This window comes from Alkalihalophilus lindianensis, from assembly GCF_032843265.1.
Taxonomy (GTDB): Bacteria; Bacillota; Bacilli; order Bacillales; family Bacillaceae_D; genus Alkalihalophilus; species Alkalihalophilus lindianensis.
Map to the genome: position 1 here is coordinate 1 of NZ_JAWJBA010000001.1, position 15,408 is coordinate 15,408.

19 protein-coding genes and 1 other annotated feature are annotated in these 15,408 nt (G+C 36.6%); of the genes, 15 read left to right on the top strand and 4 right to left on the bottom strand.

Annotated elements, in window-relative coordinates; all coding sequences use genetic code 11:
- The first annotated feature begins 170 nt into the window (after positions 1-170).
- The 6 genes from RYX56_RS00005 (at position 171) to RYX56_RS00030 (ending at position 5,059) form a co-directional block, all read left to right on the top strand.
- Positions 171-368 carry a hypothetical protein gene (locus tag RYX56_RS00005; protein WP_317120087.1) on the top strand — a complete coding sequence of 66 codons (198 nt, stop codon included), beginning with the start codon at positions 171-173 and terminating at the stop codon, positions 366-368.
- Positions 369-1,103: 735 nt separating this feature from the next.
- Positions 1,104-1,568: an AAA family ATPase gene (locus RYX56_RS00010; protein WP_317120088.1), complete on the top strand. Its 465-nt coding sequence runs from the start codon at positions 1,104-1,106 to the stop codon at positions 1,566-1,568.
- Positions 1,569-1,840: 272 nt separating this feature from the next.
- Complete coding sequence (locus RYX56_RS00015; RefSeq protein ID WP_317120089.1) at positions 1,841-2,278, top strand: MarR family winged helix-turn-helix transcriptional regulator; 438 nt, start codon at positions 1,841-1,843, stop codon at positions 2,276-2,278.
- Between the two features lie 17 nt (positions 2,279-2,295).
- Positions 2,296-2,510: a binding site (T-box leader), on the top strand.
- 44 nt (positions 2,511-2,554) lie between these two features.
- On the top strand, positions 2,555-3,799 hold the full coding sequence (tyrS, locus tag RYX56_RS00020; RefSeq protein WP_317120090.1) for a tyrosine--tRNA ligase: 1,245 nt from the start codon (positions 2,555-2,557) through the stop codon (positions 3,797-3,799).
- Between the two features lie 519 nt (positions 3,800-4,318).
- Complete coding sequence (locus RYX56_RS00025) at positions 4,319-4,735, top strand: SRPBCC family protein (RefSeq protein WP_317120091.1); 417 nt, start codon at positions 4,319-4,321, stop codon at positions 4,733-4,735.
- Entirely contained in the window at positions 4,736-5,059 is a 324-nt protein-coding gene (locus RYX56_RS00030) for an ArsR/SmtB family transcription factor (RefSeq protein WP_317120092.1), read from the top strand.
- 529 nt (positions 5,060-5,588) lie between these two features.
- On the opposite strand, the gene RYX56_RS00035 is transcribed toward RYX56_RS00030, so the two are convergent.
- A complete protein-coding gene (locus RYX56_RS00035; protein WP_317120093.1) occupies positions 5,589-6,596 on the bottom strand; it encodes an IS1595 family transposase in 1,008 nt (335 codons plus the stop codon).
- 321 nt (positions 6,597-6,917) lie between these two features.
- The gene (locus RYX56_RS00040) at positions 6,918-7,457 is read right to left on the bottom strand and encodes a dihydrofolate reductase family protein (protein WP_317120094.1); all 540 of its coding nucleotides are present in this window, start codon (positions 7,455-7,457) and stop codon (positions 6,918-6,920) included.
- Positions 7,458-7,564: 107 nt separating this feature from the next.
- Here RYX56_RS00040 and RYX56_RS00045 point away from each other — a divergent pair, with 107 nt between their 5' ends.
- A complete protein-coding gene (locus RYX56_RS00045; protein ID WP_317120095.1) occupies positions 7,565-8,527 on the top strand; it encodes a helix-turn-helix transcriptional regulator in 963 nt (320 codons plus the stop codon).
- An 8-nt stretch (positions 8,528-8,535) separates the two neighbouring features.
- Here RYX56_RS00045 and RYX56_RS00050 read toward each other — a convergent pair whose 3' ends face one another.
- On the bottom strand, positions 8,536-9,102 hold the full coding sequence (locus tag RYX56_RS00050) for a hypothetical protein (protein WP_317120096.1): 567 nt from the start codon (positions 9,100-9,102) through the stop codon (positions 8,536-8,538).
- Between the two features lie 294 nt (positions 9,103-9,396).
- Here RYX56_RS00050 and RYX56_RS00055 point away from each other — a divergent pair, with 294 nt between their 5' ends.
- From RYX56_RS00055 to RYX56_RS00090, 8 genes are all read left to right on the top strand, one after another.
- Complete coding sequence (locus RYX56_RS00055; RefSeq protein WP_317120097.1) at positions 9,397-9,936, top strand: VanZ family protein; 540 nt, start codon at positions 9,397-9,399, stop codon at positions 9,934-9,936.
- 61 nt (positions 9,937-9,997) lie between these two features.
- Positions 9,998-10,657 carry an HAD family hydrolase gene (locus RYX56_RS00060; protein ID WP_317120098.1) on the top strand — a complete coding sequence of 220 codons (660 nt, stop codon included), beginning with the start codon at positions 9,998-10,000 and terminating at the stop codon, positions 10,655-10,657.
- Positions 10,658-10,742: 85 nt separating this feature from the next.
- Positions 10,743-10,991 (top strand): hypothetical protein, encoded by a 249-nt coding sequence (locus tag RYX56_RS00065; RefSeq protein WP_317120099.1) that lies wholly within the window; start codon positions 10,743-10,745, stop codon positions 10,989-10,991.
- 16 nt (positions 10,992-11,007) lie between these two features.
- On the top strand, positions 11,008-11,562 hold the full coding sequence (locus tag RYX56_RS00070) for a hypothetical protein (RefSeq protein ID WP_317120100.1): 555 nt from the start codon (positions 11,008-11,010) through the stop codon (positions 11,560-11,562).
- A 276-nt stretch (positions 11,563-11,838) separates the two neighbouring features.
- Complete coding sequence (locus RYX56_RS00075; RefSeq protein WP_317120101.1) at positions 11,839-12,831, top strand: ATP-binding cassette domain-containing protein; 993 nt, start codon at positions 11,839-11,841, stop codon at positions 12,829-12,831.
- Positions 12,831-13,673, top strand: a complete 843-nt coding sequence (locus tag RYX56_RS00080; RefSeq protein ID WP_317121278.1) for an ABC transporter permease — start codon at positions 12,831-12,833, stop codon at positions 13,671-13,673. Before RYX56_RS00075 ends, RYX56_RS00080 begins: the two co-directional genes overlap by 1 nt.
- A 175-nt stretch (positions 13,674-13,848) precedes the next feature.
- Complete coding sequence (locus RYX56_RS00085; RefSeq protein ID WP_317120102.1) at positions 13,849-14,046, top strand: hypothetical protein; 198 nt, start codon at positions 13,849-13,851, stop codon at positions 14,044-14,046.
- A 51-nt stretch (positions 14,047-14,097) separates the two neighbouring features.
- Complete coding sequence (locus tag RYX56_RS00090) at positions 14,098-14,538, top strand: ASCH domain-containing protein (protein ID WP_317120103.1); 441 nt, start codon at positions 14,098-14,100, stop codon at positions 14,536-14,538.
- Positions 14,539-14,734: 196 nt separating this feature from the next.
- Here the strand turns inward: RYX56_RS00090 and RYX56_RS00095 are convergent, their stop codons facing one another.
- Positions 14,735-15,103 carry a hypothetical protein gene (locus RYX56_RS00095; protein ID WP_317120104.1) on the bottom strand — a complete coding sequence of 123 codons (369 nt, stop codon included), beginning with the start codon at positions 15,101-15,103 and terminating at the stop codon, positions 14,735-14,737.
- Positions 15,104-15,408 lie beyond the last annotated feature (305 nt).

Sequence of the window (15,408 nt, forward strand, 5' to 3'; positions counted from 1 at the left end):
TGTTGCTTATGGCTGGAAAGATGTCTCAGTATTATGTATGGAAGAAGAATAAAACTATACCTTATTGAACTAAAGGGTGCAATAGTTAAGGAACTCTTTTAATGGGGGTTTCTATCGTTGTTGATGTAAATACTATAGACTAAAGAAGTTTTGCTATAGTGAGGTGTACTTTGAGAAAAGTATATGAATATATGTCTAAAGAAGAAAAAGTTAGAGCGATAGAAGTATTGAGAGTTGATATTAAAGAGTTGAAGCAGGAATTACAAAACGAATATCCAAGGGTAGTTAAAGATGCTATTACTGAAACCCTAAATAGATACCAAGTAGAAGAAAAGTGGCTAAAAAATGAGGTTGACAGAAAATGTTGAACTATTAGAGCAGGAAAGTTGAACAAAAGAATATAAATTCTTTACAGTAATTGGAGGTGTATGTTCTTGAAAACATATACTATATTGTTTATTATCGTTGCTTTAATGCATACAATCACCCTTGTAAATGTAACTATATTTAAAGGCGAATGGAGTGGCATATTTTTATTGCTTTCAACTATCCTGTTTCTTATTGCCGTCGTTTATTTTGGAATAGAACATCGTGTAAATAAAAAAAATAAATCGTAATACATAGTTGCTATTCATCTAACGGGAGTATAACTTAACAGTATTTCGAGGACAATCCACTAGGGAAAAAGATCCTATGTCCGCTGCGATCTAGTGTTCCTTTAGAATTTTCCCTATTTATATTTTAGAGACAATAATGGGACAAGCTGCTGCTCAAGTTGGGGAGCTAACGGGGAGTTTCAAAATAAAACGAATTACAAGAGTATAGGGGAGGGGGGAAACAGGCTGCGAGTCGCTCTGCAGCCTGTTTTCTAGTGTTTGTGAGGCTTATGCTGAGGATCTTTTTTTTAGAGAAGGAGCAATAGTCTTCTCTTTCTGTAATGAGAGAATGTAGTTGGACACTTGTATCATCTGCTCCTCATTTAGGTTATATAAATCATATAGATCTTTCTTTTTTAAAAAATAAAACATATATCTTAAGTGCTGTAACGAGTGGGTTTTATTTATAATTGGTAGTGCACAAATCTATAAAAAGGAGGGCTTTCTATGGCAATAATATTTGTTACAGGCTTATCTGGAGTAGGTAAATCAAGTGTATTAAAACAATTAGAAAGAGAGGGATATAATGTAGTCGATACAGACTATGGCTACATAAAGGTAGTAAAAAATGGTGAGATAGAAGAAAGAGTTTGGGATGAAGAAAAAATAACTCAAATGATAGAGAAGCACAAAAAATCCCATTTATTTATGTCAGGGTGTTATTCAAATCAGAGTAAATTTTATGATTACTTTGATAATGTTGTTCTACTTAAGGCTGAACTTAAGGTAATGATTGATCGAATAAATAATAGAACGTCTCATAATTATGGCAAAAGTCCAGAGGAAAAGGCTGAGGTAATAGATAGCTATAAAAACGTTTTACCATTATTAGAAAACAGTGCGGGTGTTATTATTGATACTACAAATAGTGGAATTAATATCATTTGTAGACGGCTTATAGAATTATTATAATGATGTATTTGAAGTATTCAACTAACCCATACGTAGATTTAAAAAAGGTCAGCGCACTACTTATTATGCTAACGAAGCAGTTTTGTAGAAGAAAACATAAATTATATTTTATTGTAATTGCTTTGTTGCATTTCATTATTTTTTTTATTATAATCGTTTCATAGCTAACGATTATGAAAATTTAAGGGGGGAGCATTATTCATTCATTTAATGAAGAAGGGAAACTACTCCCTGAAGAAGTGGACACAATTAACCTGTTAACGAAATTACCAATGGAATCATTGAATTTGGATGCAATCGCTGTTGTAACAAATGTCTATCGAATTGCACAGGGATTAAAAAACAAAATGGAGCGAGAGGTTTTGTCAGAGTATGGTCTATCTTGGACATCCTTTTCATTGCTTTATGATTTATGGATAGGAAATCAAGTAGAAACCAAAAAGTTAGCAGGGTCAGCTGGAGTAACAAAGGCAACGATAAGTAATATTACAAAAACCTTGGAACGAAAGGAACTATGTTATCGGAAAGTAGACAATAGGGACAGGAGAATTACTTATGTCACAATAACCGATAAAGGTAGAAGAATTATGGAAGATTTATATCCGAAGTTCCATCAGGGTGAAGTTGAAATTGCTTCCAATCTTTCTGTAAATGAGCAGAAGAACATTTCTGCTTTATTAAGAAGAATAATCAAAGAAAATCATTTTTGAATTATTAAATAAATATTATATAAGCATTGACGGGAAATCTAGTAGTCGTTATCTCCCTGTTTTCAGAGAGTCGGTGGTTGCTGCGAATCGACACAAAGATAACACGAATTACATTCCCTGAGCTTTTCTTTGTGAGTTATAGATAGCAAAGACGGACGAGCCGTTAATCGTTAAGTGGAAGAGATTAAGTCTTCAACAAGGGTGGTACCGCGTGCAAAACCACGTCCCTTCATATTAGGGATGTGGTTTTTTTATTATATTTAGGAGGAATGAAAAATGAATGAAGTAATAGAACAATTAACAGCAGAACAAGTTACAGAAGTAAAGAGACAGATGGCTATCTACACGCAAGGTGTGCAAGATATAATTCCAGTGGAAGAATTAGAAATGAAAGTCGCAAAATCTATTTTGGAAGATCGACCACTGAAAATAAAGTTAGGATTAGACCCTTCAGCTCCAGACGTACATCTTGGTCATACCGTCGTTTTAAAGAAAATGAGACAGTTTCTAGAGAATGGACATGTTATCCAATTACTGATTGGGGATTTCACTGGAAAGATTGGAGACCCAACAGGAAAGTCCGCTGCTAGAAAGCCACTAACTGATGAAGAAGTAAAACACAATGCCAAAACATACTTTGAACAGTTTGGAAAAGTGATGGATATGGATAAAATTGAACTTCATTATAATTCAAAGTGGCTATCACAGTTAAGCTTTGAAGATGTGATTCAATTAGCAGGAAAAATAACAGTGGCAAGATTAATGGAAAGGGACGATTTTGAAGAAAGAACCGCACTTGGTAAGCCAATTTCACTGCACGAATTTTTCTACCCATTAATGCAAGGTTACGATTCCGTTGTATTAGAATGTGATATTGAACTTGGCGGAACAGACCAGCATTTTAATATTCTAATGGGAAGACATTTTCAAGAGAAGTCTAGAAAAGAAAAACAAGTAGCCATGCTAATGCCATTATTGGAAGGACTTGATGGTGTAGAAAAGATGTCTAAATCAAAGAAAAATTACATTGGTATTGATGAAAGTCCTCAAGAAATGTACGGAAAAGCGATGTCGATTCCGGATGAATTAATGAATAAATACTTCGAACTTATTACTGACTTCTCACCAGAACAAATGGCAACTATAAAAAGAGACCTAGAACTAGGTGCACTACATCCAAGAGATGCTAAAATGCTCTTAGGAAAAACAATTGTAAGAATGTATCACGGTGAAGAAGCGGCAAAAAAAGCAGAGCAGCATTTCGTCGCAGTTTTTCAACAGGGGCAAGTACCTGATGAGATGCCAGTGATTGAATGGAAGGGTAATAAGGAAATGCCAATAATTGAATTTTTAGTTGAGTTGCAAATGTTCAGTTCTAAAGGTGCGGCTCGACGAATGATTGATAATAGAGGAATAAAAATAAATGGAGAAAAAATAGAAGATACAGGATTCAAAATTACTATTACCGATGGATTAGTTGTACAAGTTGGGAAACGCAAATTTATAAAGGTAAAATTGTAAATATGGTAAAAGGTGTAACTGAATTTTGTTACACCTTTTTATTACATTCAGTTCAACTACGGGGAAGAATGTATAACAAGAGTTGTACAATTTCTACTTTTATATACATATCCTAAAAATATGAATGAAGCGGTAAGCTATATCGAGAACAATTTGGATGAAGAGATCAATTAGGTTCCTGTTAAGAAAAATCAATAGTTGAGGGAGGTCTTTGTGACCTCTCTTTTACTTATTAAACAAACGGGTAGCATCAACATTTGAACTGTTTCAATGGAGTTTCCATTGTTGTGGAAGGAATGAGCAGGTTTGTTTAATAGATACTTATGAGAACTTTAAATTAGAAGAAGAAGGGTTATCATTTAAGAAATAATATATTACTTCTTAAATGAATTCACCATAGGTTGTGAAAGTATTGAGGAAACTAATAAAGCAAGATAAAATGTTGACATGAAACCATTTGGTGTTATATGATCAAATACGAAACCAAATGGTTATATATTTTGAAAAGGAGATTATAACATGGAAACATTACAAGATATTAAGCAAACAATCACGTTTGAAGCACCTATACAAAAAGTATGGAATACAGTATCGACTTCTGAAGGAATTGCCTCATGGTTCATGCCGAATGATTTCGAACCTAGAGTAGGGCATGAATTCCATATACAGTCTCCATTTGGACCATCTCCCTGCAAAGTATTAGAGGTAGATGAACCGTATAAAATTTCGTTTTCATGGGATACAGAAGGTTGGGTAGTTTCTTTTTTACTTAAAGAAAGTGGAGGAAAAACGGAATTTACTCTTATCCATAGTGGCTGGAAATCTCCAGATACTGTTCTTCCAAAAGCAAACGAGAAAAGTGCAGTTGTACGAGAAAGAATGGATTATGGTTGGGGTGGAATAGTCGAGGACCTTCGAAAGGTTGTGGAAGAATAAGTGGCGGCAGAAAAGCATGATGTGTTTCAAGCAATTGCTGACCCTACGAGAAGAAAGGTTCTCCGGTTGCTTGCCAACAAAGAACTAGCTATCTCAGAAATAACTTCTCATTTTTCAATAAGTCGTACAGCTATAGCCAAACATCTAAAAGTTCTTTCAGAGGCAGATTTGATCAGTGGAAAAAAAGTCGGTAGAGAAAAAATATATCAGTTGCATCCAGAACCGTTAACAGAAGTAAAGCAATGGCTTTCATATTATGAACAATTTTGGAATAACAAGTTATCGATCCTTAAACATGTGGTTGAAAATGATGAGGAAAATTAATCTGAAGAAATAGAGACTGAACGTGAATATTGGTTTTCTAAGTGAATTTAGTGAGGTTTAAGTATCGAGTGTGATCTTTCAATAAAGAGGGATTACACTCTTTTTTATTAAGGCTGTTTTCTAAAGGATTGTTGCTTTTAAATATAAAATTAAAATTTGTAATACAATATATCTCTGGTAAAATATCATTATCACTGTAAATGTTACTTTTTGGGGGTGTTTTATTGAAAGGTTTTGAGGGTTTATTAAAATTGGGCTTGTATCTACAACTTCTTTGGTATGTATTTTTCTTTACAAACATACTCGGAGTTATAGGGTCAAGGAGCGAACTATTACAAGACATTGTTTGGTTAGGAATACCAATTTGTGGACTAATCATTGCAATTTTTTACACTTTCAAAAGAAAATTCAAAGTTCTTGTGTTAGTTGTAATTCTATTGTCTTTATCCATAATATTTTTGTGGCTTTTGATTTCCTTGATTAGCAGTATGTAATCAAATCAATTACGACCTCTGTCTGAGGTCTTTTATTATGCAGTTCTAAGTATCTTAACGGTTGTATGATTTGATTTTTGACACGCTGAAATAAGCATTTGCTCCACTCGTTTTTCAAATGCTAAGTTCTTCCCAATATCAAGCCAACGAAACCAGTAGAGATAGTTGTCCAAGTATTTTGTTGCAACTCCTTGAAATCTTTCCATCCAAGTTTTCAAGCGATTGTGAAAGTTATTGACGTGCTGAATGTGATAGATACCTTTCTTTACACGCTGTTTTAGGCGTTCGTTGACCGTTTCGTGCTGTAATCCTTTTATCTTAGCGAACTTTTTATAATTCGTTGCTGTATCCGTACATAACAAAGCAGATGGGTGAATATACTCACCTATCACAGTATCAATTTCTTCGGCTCTTACACGACCTGTACCTGCCATTCGAGCAATCACACTACCATTACGGTCTTGTGCTACTACAACAGCAATTTTAAGGTTAGAAATACCTCTTTTCTCGTCTTTTTCACCACGCTTCTTGGGTTTTCTGTGGATAATTTCTCTGCCTTTCATAGACTCACGAAAGAAGGTTTCGTCACTTTCAATGATACCTTGCAATTGGTTAAATCCAAGACTGCCTAATGCGTTCAAGATTTTATGTCTCCAATAGAATGCGGTAGAGATATGAATGTTCAAGCGTTCAGCGATTTTTGGCAAGGTATAACCCTCGACCATTAGTTCAATGTATTTCACCCACTTTTCAGGGTAGCGAGAGCCTGAAAATGGCGTATTAGTCATATCATTGAAAGACTTTCCGCAATCATTACATAGATAGCGTTGTCTGGAACGATATTTTCCGTTCCGTTTTACCGATGTGCTTCCACAATGAACACAACCTAAACCAGAAGCAAATCGGGCTTCACGAATGCTTTTGAGTAGTTTCGTAATTTTGTCTGGTTCATCTGGAACCAAGTCCTGTTTCATCGCTTTAAATAACGCCATTTGCTCAGATTTAGTTAATTCGCTGAAATCTTCATAAACATCTTTCCACATACTTGAACGCCTCCTTAAACCCCATTATATCAACCTTTTAATAGTATGGTCAAGAAAGCAACAATTTATTCGAAAACAGCTTTTATTAATGTAAGGGGAATTTAATCTTTGTAAGAGCATTTATTCTTCTTGGTCATGGGAAAAGGCTATTTTAAAAAGATAACGCTCGGTTAGCTTGAGAATTTTCAAACTGCTTAAGGAATTGAGGAGTTTGTAGAGATAGGAGCTTTTAAAAAACTAAAATCAAACTATGCAGCAATGCTTCTACAGGAAGCAAAGCTGCACAGATGAGCAAATAGCTACTCATATTCTAACCCATCATCAATCTCTCCTTACTTTATAATGTAATTCGACGAACTGATTAAAAGTCTGTACCCCTTCTAAGGAGAGGTTCACTTTATACTTTCCTTTAATAAAGAGTGGAATGCCTGACCCAATGATCTTTGGTGCTACAGTGATGATGATTTCATCGACCAAATCTTTTTCGATACATGTGGTCACTAGCTGCCCGCCACCTAATAGCCATATGTTTTTTCCTTGCTTTCTTTTTAAACTTCGCACGAAAGCTTCTACATCATGATTGATAAAATGTGTATGATCATTATCGTCGATTGTAGATCGTGTAAAGACGAAACTATGTTTATCCTTATAGGGGTATTCATCTATACTGTCTGCATTAATGATCCAATCGTATGTCTTTCTCCCCATTAAAACCGTATCGACGGTTTTATAAAAATCTGAGATCCCATTATCTCCTTCTCCCTCTACCTCAAATAGCCAATCTAATCTTTCTTCTTCTGTAGCAATGTACCCATCTAGACTCGTAGCAATAAATAATACAACATTTCTCTCTTGACTCATATCTTCACCTCTTTTTCAGTATAACCTGATTATAGAACGTTAATATGACAACCTATGTCATATTAAGCTGATATAAAATAGGTTAAGATAATCAACGAGGTGATTCGATGCGTGCGGAAAGATTACTGAATATCATGTTCCTTTTGCAAAATAGAGATATAGTGACAACGGAAAGATTAGCCGACGAGCTGAATGTCTCGCGCAGAACCATTCTTAGGGATATGGACGCATTAAGTTTAGCTGGAATCCCAGTATATGCACTAAGAGGCAAGCATGGAGGATGGACGATATTAGAAAGCTTTAAAACCAATCTATCTTATTTGAAGCCAGAAGAGATTCATGCACTGATCGCTTCTCCTTCAGATAAAGTATTAAAAGACTTAGGCATCAACAAGGGAACCATTGATATTCGAGAAAAACTTCTCTCTTCTTTACCTGAGAGCGACACCGTTAAAACAAGAATCTTTTGGGAAAGAATCTACATAGATACAGGGACGTGGAGAGAATCTCGCGAGGATACCACGTACTTAGAGATCGTTCAACAAGCAGTTCTTGAAAATAGGAAGTCAACCATTGTTTATAAGAAACTAAATGATCAAGAGAGTGAGAGAACGGTTGAACCATTAGGCTTAGTCGCTAAAAGTAACAAGTGGTACCTAATCGCTAAACATGAGAACCATTTTCGTAATTATAGGGTATCACGAATAGTCTCTGCTACGATTTTAGACGAAGCCTTTAAAAGACCGACAAACTTTCATTTAATCAACTACTGGGAGGAGTCTAAGACAGACTTTATTCGTCGGTTACCTGAATATGTCGTTGGAGTGGAAGTGAAGTCTACAATGATCCCCCGCATGACGTTTACATCCAAATTCATCCATTCAATTGACACCAAACAGATCTCTAAAGAAGGCTGGACTCACGTTTCGTTAACGTTCAATGACAAACAAGAAGCGATTGAATATATTTTAGGATTTGGAAATCAAATCAGAGTGATCACACCAGAGAATTTGATAGAAGAACTCTTAGATTCAGCACAAGCCGTTATTCGTTTGTATGAGTCTTTTTAATAAAGAGACTATGGCTGCTTCGTTTCCCCTAGGTAATCAATCGAATTGGCAATATCAACTAATATCTTTGGAGTGACCTTATCAGTAATTCTTTTATCAATACTAAGCATGTATTGCCAATTATCTCTTTCAAAGACGAGTGCCACGAACGAGTCAGCGATGTTTATGAGTGTGGCCTCCTCTCCATTTTTAAGTTTATACGTTTTAAGAGTGTATTTAGCTTTGATCGGAATTTTATATTGAACCGGCCGAACATTGAGGATGTAATGACTTTCAGGAGATTCTTCATTGATAAACTCCAATTCAAACGCATCATTCGCAACGCCATCTAGATCCGTAAACCGACCAAAGTGATGGGTGAAAGGTAAAGGAGGGACTTTAAGAGGTAGTTTCAAGTCTTGTTGATAATAGTGTTCAAATTCTTTTACAGCTTCTTCAACCGTTGTAAAACCAATTTCAGCATAAGGTATCTCTATCGGTTGAGTTTCCTCATATTTAATAGCGTACACAGATTCATCACTGAGCCCACAAATAAATAGGCTACATGTAATGAGCAGCAATTGAAGTTTCTTCATGTACCATCATCCTCAAGTATAATTAGATTTATTTTTACCAAAACAATCCCGGCTATTCTGGTTTTACTACCTTGCTTGGTTATTATAAAAAATAGAAGAACTTATGGAATTTTATGTTAAAATAATTAGGTGTGTATCAGTCGAGTTCGAAGGCGAAAGTATGTGAGTAGATGTATGTCCTACAGTTCGTATTTTATAACAAGCTCATTTTAGAGGGGGAGGGGAGGAAGCTAGCGCATCGTGCTTTGCTTCAAAAGTGGCAAGGTCATTTTGCTTGTCAGAAGGAGAATATATGTGTCCACAAATAAATTACAAAAAATGAATATCTTTATAAAAATGTTCATTCATTTAAGCTTTTTAATCTACGCATTAAACGTATTACAGCAAGTCATTGGTCATCTCCATATTCCACCCCTACCTGAAAGTTATTGGAGCTGGGAATGGAATGTGCAACTGATCCCCTTTTATTTTGTAGGTGATTTAATTAGTCAGTATCATTATAGTCAATATCATTCGGGTAATAGTTGGTTCTTTTGGAATGCAGTTAAATTATCTTTTTATAACATGCTACTGTTATTACCGTTGGGCGTCTATCTATCTATATATAAGGTTAACAGCTTGAAAAGAGCAACTGCTATTATTTTTCTTGTTAGTTTTTTGTTAGAGATCGTACAACTAGTATTAAGTTATTCCGGAGTTATATTTGCACGAACTTTTAATGTCGATGACTTGATCTTGAATACGGTCGGTGGTGTGTTAGGTTATTTTGTTCTTGAACAAATTAAACTGTTTTATAGAAGCTTTCATTTTAATGCACAAAATGTAGATGGCTAGGTCAGTCATTAACTACGAAGTAGCAAAAGAAACAGAAATACGATAAAGGGAGAGAAAGAAAATGTCTCAAGCAATTATCTTTGATATGGATGGAACACTTTTTCAAACAGATAAAATATTGGAATTATCACTTGATGATACTTTTAATCATTTACGATCATTAAATAAATGGGATGCGGAAACGCCTATTGAAAAATACCGTGAAATCATGGGTGTGCCCTTACCTAAAGTATGGGAAACGTTATTGCCTCATCATTCTATAGAAGATAGAGAACACACAGATGGTTACTTTTTAGAAAGGTTAGTCGACAATATAAGAAGGGGAAAAGGTGCCTTATATCCTAATGTAGAGGAAGTTTTCAGTTTCTTAAAGGAGAATAATTGCTCTATTTACATAGCGAGTAATGGATTAACGGACTATTTAGTAGCGATTGTTGGTTACTATCATTTGGATAATTGGGTGACTGAAACATTTAGTATACAACAAATTGAAACTTTGAATAAATCAGACTTAGTGCAAAGTATAATAAGGAAATATGGTCTAACCAATGCGGCTGTTGTAGGTGATCGCTTATCTGATATCCAGGCTGCAAAGGATAATGGGTTATTATCGATAGGGTGTCATTTTGGTTTTGCAAGAGAAGATGAATTGTCTCAGGCTGATTTTGTAATCGATGATTTGAAGGAGTTAAAGGCGATACTACCTAAATTGAATAAATAATATAGCTCATTCACCGAACAGTTTTATACGTACAACCAATTTAAAAAAGAACGGTGGATTGGTTTTGTTATGGGGGGATGAATGAATGAAATCACATTTGAAAATCGCATTGTTGATCATGACGATCCTATCCACATGTATGGTGATTTGGGCAGGTTTTACGGGTAGAGTGACAATCTTCCCCTTTCTACTAGGACTTACAATGTTCTTTTCTGTTTTTCAATTACAATTGGATAATCGAAATCCAAAAGTAATCACATTTTATCGTGTTGCGGTGGCTGTTTCCTGCCTAGCAGTGGTATTAGGTGCTTTACATATAATAGGGAGGATATAGATTGGAGGTGGAGAGGTTGAAGGGGGTTTGGATCGCCTTTAGGGTGATGCTGTTCTTGGTAGTTGCGGGTTGTTCATCTGCAACGCAGTCAACAATGACACAGAAAGATGTAGTGGATATGATTTATGAAGAAACAGGTGAAGTACTTTATCTACCTGAATTTGAACAGCTTGACGTTTCTTATGTGTACGTCCAGTATGGTGATGATGGCAGTGTGAGGAGCATTGATGTCCAATATGCAGATGGGCGAACAAGTGAGGTCATCGATTATTTTCAAAAGCCGAGCAATGTTGCGGAGTGGGAGGAACAACATCATGCGAAAAAAGTGTACGGACCTTTTGAGGGCGACGTTGCTTTCATGATCACTTATGGCATGAATGGGATGACAACTACGACCGCTCAGCAGGTTACGGAACTGGAAGGAGTTGAAGTGGCTATTCAAGAAGATACGACATTTACAATACATAGTATTTCTTTAAATGGTGGTTATTCGTTAGCCTATAACAATGAGTATGTTACGGAGGAAGAGGCATTGGAACAAACACGCTCTTTTCTTATGAATGTGAAGTGAATAAAGTGTAGTTTCCGCATCAGGGGGGGCAAGGTTCTATGGATTTTTTCGTTTTCTATGGTGGGTTCATTCTTCTATTACTTTTTTGCGGATGTAGTATATATCATGTGTTTAAAATGATGACGAAGAGATGAAGCAATTCCCATCATAAAAAGTACTTTGTATTATTAGACTCTTCATGGTGTAGACAAAGCAGGTTAGCATAAGGATGATATGATGTTATTACATAAATCAAGTATGGTTTAATTAGTGAGTTAATTTGAGAGGGTGAGCTATATGAATGAACAACAGGTAGAACAATCCACCAATTTGGCAGTGGAAGCGAAGGGGCTTGTGAAAGTATTCGGTGACCATCGTGCAGTTGATGGTGTTGATTTATCGATTCCAAGAGGTACGGTCTATGGCTTTCTAGGGCCGAATGGGGCAGGGAAGACCACGACGATTCGCATGCTTGCCACATTACTGCAGCCAGACGAGGGAACAGCACGTATTTTTGGTCATGATCTGGTTAAAGAAATGGACGCCGTCAAAAGTCGAATCAGCTTGACTGGTCAATATGCGTCGATTGATGAAGATTTAACTGGAATTGAGAATCTCGTGATGATTGCCAGGTTAATGGGTTATTCGAAAAAAGAGGCGAAAGGGAGAGCTAATGAATTACTTAGTGCTTTTAGTCTTAAAGAAGCAGCAAAGAGACAAGTGAAAACCTATTCGGGTGGCATGCGTCGTCGTATTGATATTGCCGCCAGTATCGTGGTGACACCAGAGCTCTTATTCCTTGATGAGCCAACGACCGGATTAGACCCGCGCAGCCGAAATCAAGTGTGGGATATTGTCCGCGCCTTAGTTAATGCCGGTACGACGGTGTTACTGACGACGCAATATTTAGAGGAAGCAGACCAATTAGCTGATCGCATTGCGGTGATTAATAAAGGGAAGATTATTGCTGAAGGAACGAGCAATGATTTAAAGGCATCAGTCGGTACGGGGACATTGAATGTATCGCTTCTTAATCCTGAAGATCGCCCAAGAGCGATTGACGTTCTCACACAAAAGCTCGAGGTAGCCGTTTCACCTGCTGGCGATGCCGCTTCTCTTACCGCCCAAGTGGCTGATGCTTCATTAGCAGCCGAGGCCCTTGGAGAACTAGCGAAAGAGAAGATTGGGGTAGATAACTTCTCACTCGGTCAGCCTAGTCTTGATGAGGTATTCCTGACGTTAACGGATCAGCCAGCAGATGTAGCACAAGCAAGTGAGGAGACACGATGATGACAAATCAAATGACAGAGCCAAAAGAACAAAACGGTGCCGATGCTAAATTACTTGATGCGATTGCCTCAAGTAAGCGTCCGGATCGCCCGAGTGCCTTATCTTCATCCCTCACATTCGCATCACGGGCTATGCTTCGGATTAAACATATCCCTGAGCAGCTATTTGATGTGACTGTCTTTCCGATTATTTTTCTATTAATGTTTACGTATTTATTTGGTGGTGCGATTGCGGGATCGACGAGTGAGTATTTGCAATTCCTCCTTCCAGGTATTCTCGTCATGACTGTTTCACAAATTACGATGTATACAGGGCTCGACTTGAACAATGATATTCGAAAAGGGATATTTGATCGTTTTCGTACGTTACCGATTTGGCTCCCATCTGCATTAGTTGGCGCATTGCTCGTTGATGCTGTTCGTTACTCAATTGCATCAGCGATCATGATTGGACTTGGTCTTCTGCTCGGATTTCGACCAGATGGTGGGTTTATCGGAGTCATTGAAGCAGTAGCCTTAATCTTATTTTTCTGCTTTAGCTTATCATGGATCTGGACGACACTTGGAATCATCATGCGCTCTGAAAAATCACTGATGATGGTGAGCATGATGGTGCTCTTTCCGCTGACATTTGTCAGTAATGTGTTCGTTGACCCGGAGACGCTGCCAGGCTGGTTGGAAAAATTCGTTGACGTCAACCCGATCTCGCTTCTTGTAACGGCTGTTCGTGGATTGATGCACGGTACCGCAACACTTGAACAAATTGGATGGGTTCTATTTGTCTCCATCCTGATCATGGCGATCTTCGCACCACTTACCATGTACTTATACCGCAAGAAGTAACTTTGGCTGAGCTTAACGAGTAATAGTCGTTAAGCTTTATTTACGTACCAAGTACAAAAGAAAGGAGGGGGATATGGGAAATAAACCCATAAATAGGCTGAATTATGGTAGGGTAATAATGGGAGAAACCGAGAGTAGGTCGTTATAGGAAACTTTTTTTACAAGGAGGGTATGGATGGAAACTACCCATGATAAATTTATTCTATCTATCATGTGCATTATCTTCCCTATAATTGGGGTTGTCTTATTTCTTTTTTTACTGGGGGATAAGGATAAAGAGAAGAAAAAAATGGGAAGAAGATGCTTATTGATGTCAATCGCTTCTTTACCCATATGGATGTTGATTGCTCTTACGCTAAAATATATTACTTAAATGGAGATTGGCTAGTAAGGAGTATGAACTTTAAGAAAAGGATGATTACATATGAAGAAGGTGCAACAATTCTGGGATGAATTTTGCGTAGAGCATCAAAAGCAAGGGAGCGAGTATAAGGATGCCTTTCAATTTGGAGCTTCGGCTGATGAGTTAGCGAACTTAGTAGTCGATGGAAAGAAGACAGCAACAACGTCAGGTTTGGTATTTTATGAATTAGAAAAAGAAGCCATCCCTCAAGCAGGTGAATATTATATCATTTTTAATGGTCAGAATGAGCCAGTTGCAGTCATTCAAATTCAATCCGTTGAAGTGCTTCCGATGAATGAAGTTTCAGAGGAATTCGCATTAGCAGAAGGCGAAGGAGATTATCAATACTGGTGGGATGCACACGAAGAATTCTTTACTACGTTATTAAAAGAATACGAGAAAGCCTTTTCACCAAATATGCTTGTTGTATGTGAACGGTTTGAGAAAGTATATCCAAAATAGAGGTTAAGGAACCATAAAGGTGGGATTGATTTTGGCAGTGTATAAAAGATCTTCTGGATATTATTTTTAGGTTCTATTTATATCATTCTAGTTCCTTTTAGAACAGGAGAGAATCCATTTTAACTGAAGCAATAAGGCACAGCATATGGACATTCTATAGACCGACATATAGTAGTCGGTCTTTTTTTTATTTATGTCAACTCATCTCATCTCTTAGGTAATCTAGCAATTCAGTAGGATCACTTGTACTTAATTCAATATGTTCATGGTTATACAAAGTGTACATAGGAAGCATATTAGCATCCAGTTGAGCTAATTTTTGATACGTTGAACTTAAATCATTCACTCTGTAGGTTTGGACGTTCCTGATGTAGAGATGATCCTCCATTTTGAATTCGTTTGTAAAATCAGCAATTTCGTCTAAACTCTCATTATAATAAATATACAAATTATAAGCTCCTTCTTGTTCTGTAGTATGCTCGTTCACGAAGGAATCGTACTGTCTGGTATCACCACAACCAGCTAGAAAGATGAAAGATACACATAAAAGAAGAATCCACCTCATAAAAACGCCTCCTGTTCTGTATTTAATAACTATGTAATCCTAAATCCTCTTTATCACCACATTGCCATATTTTTTTATAAAATTCTCGATTAACCTTTAAATAGTAACTATAGTAGAAAAAAACAATAAAAGTAAGCTGAAATTATACAAAGGATCTTGCTTGTTTTATCTAAATGGTGATACAACCTCTGCTAAAGCAGGGGTTTTTTTTATGGACTTTCCCGTTAAATACGCCCCTTCCTCCCAATTAAAAGGGAATTAATGTTAAGATTAGTTGAGAGAAAATAGTAAGCGTATCCCTATTT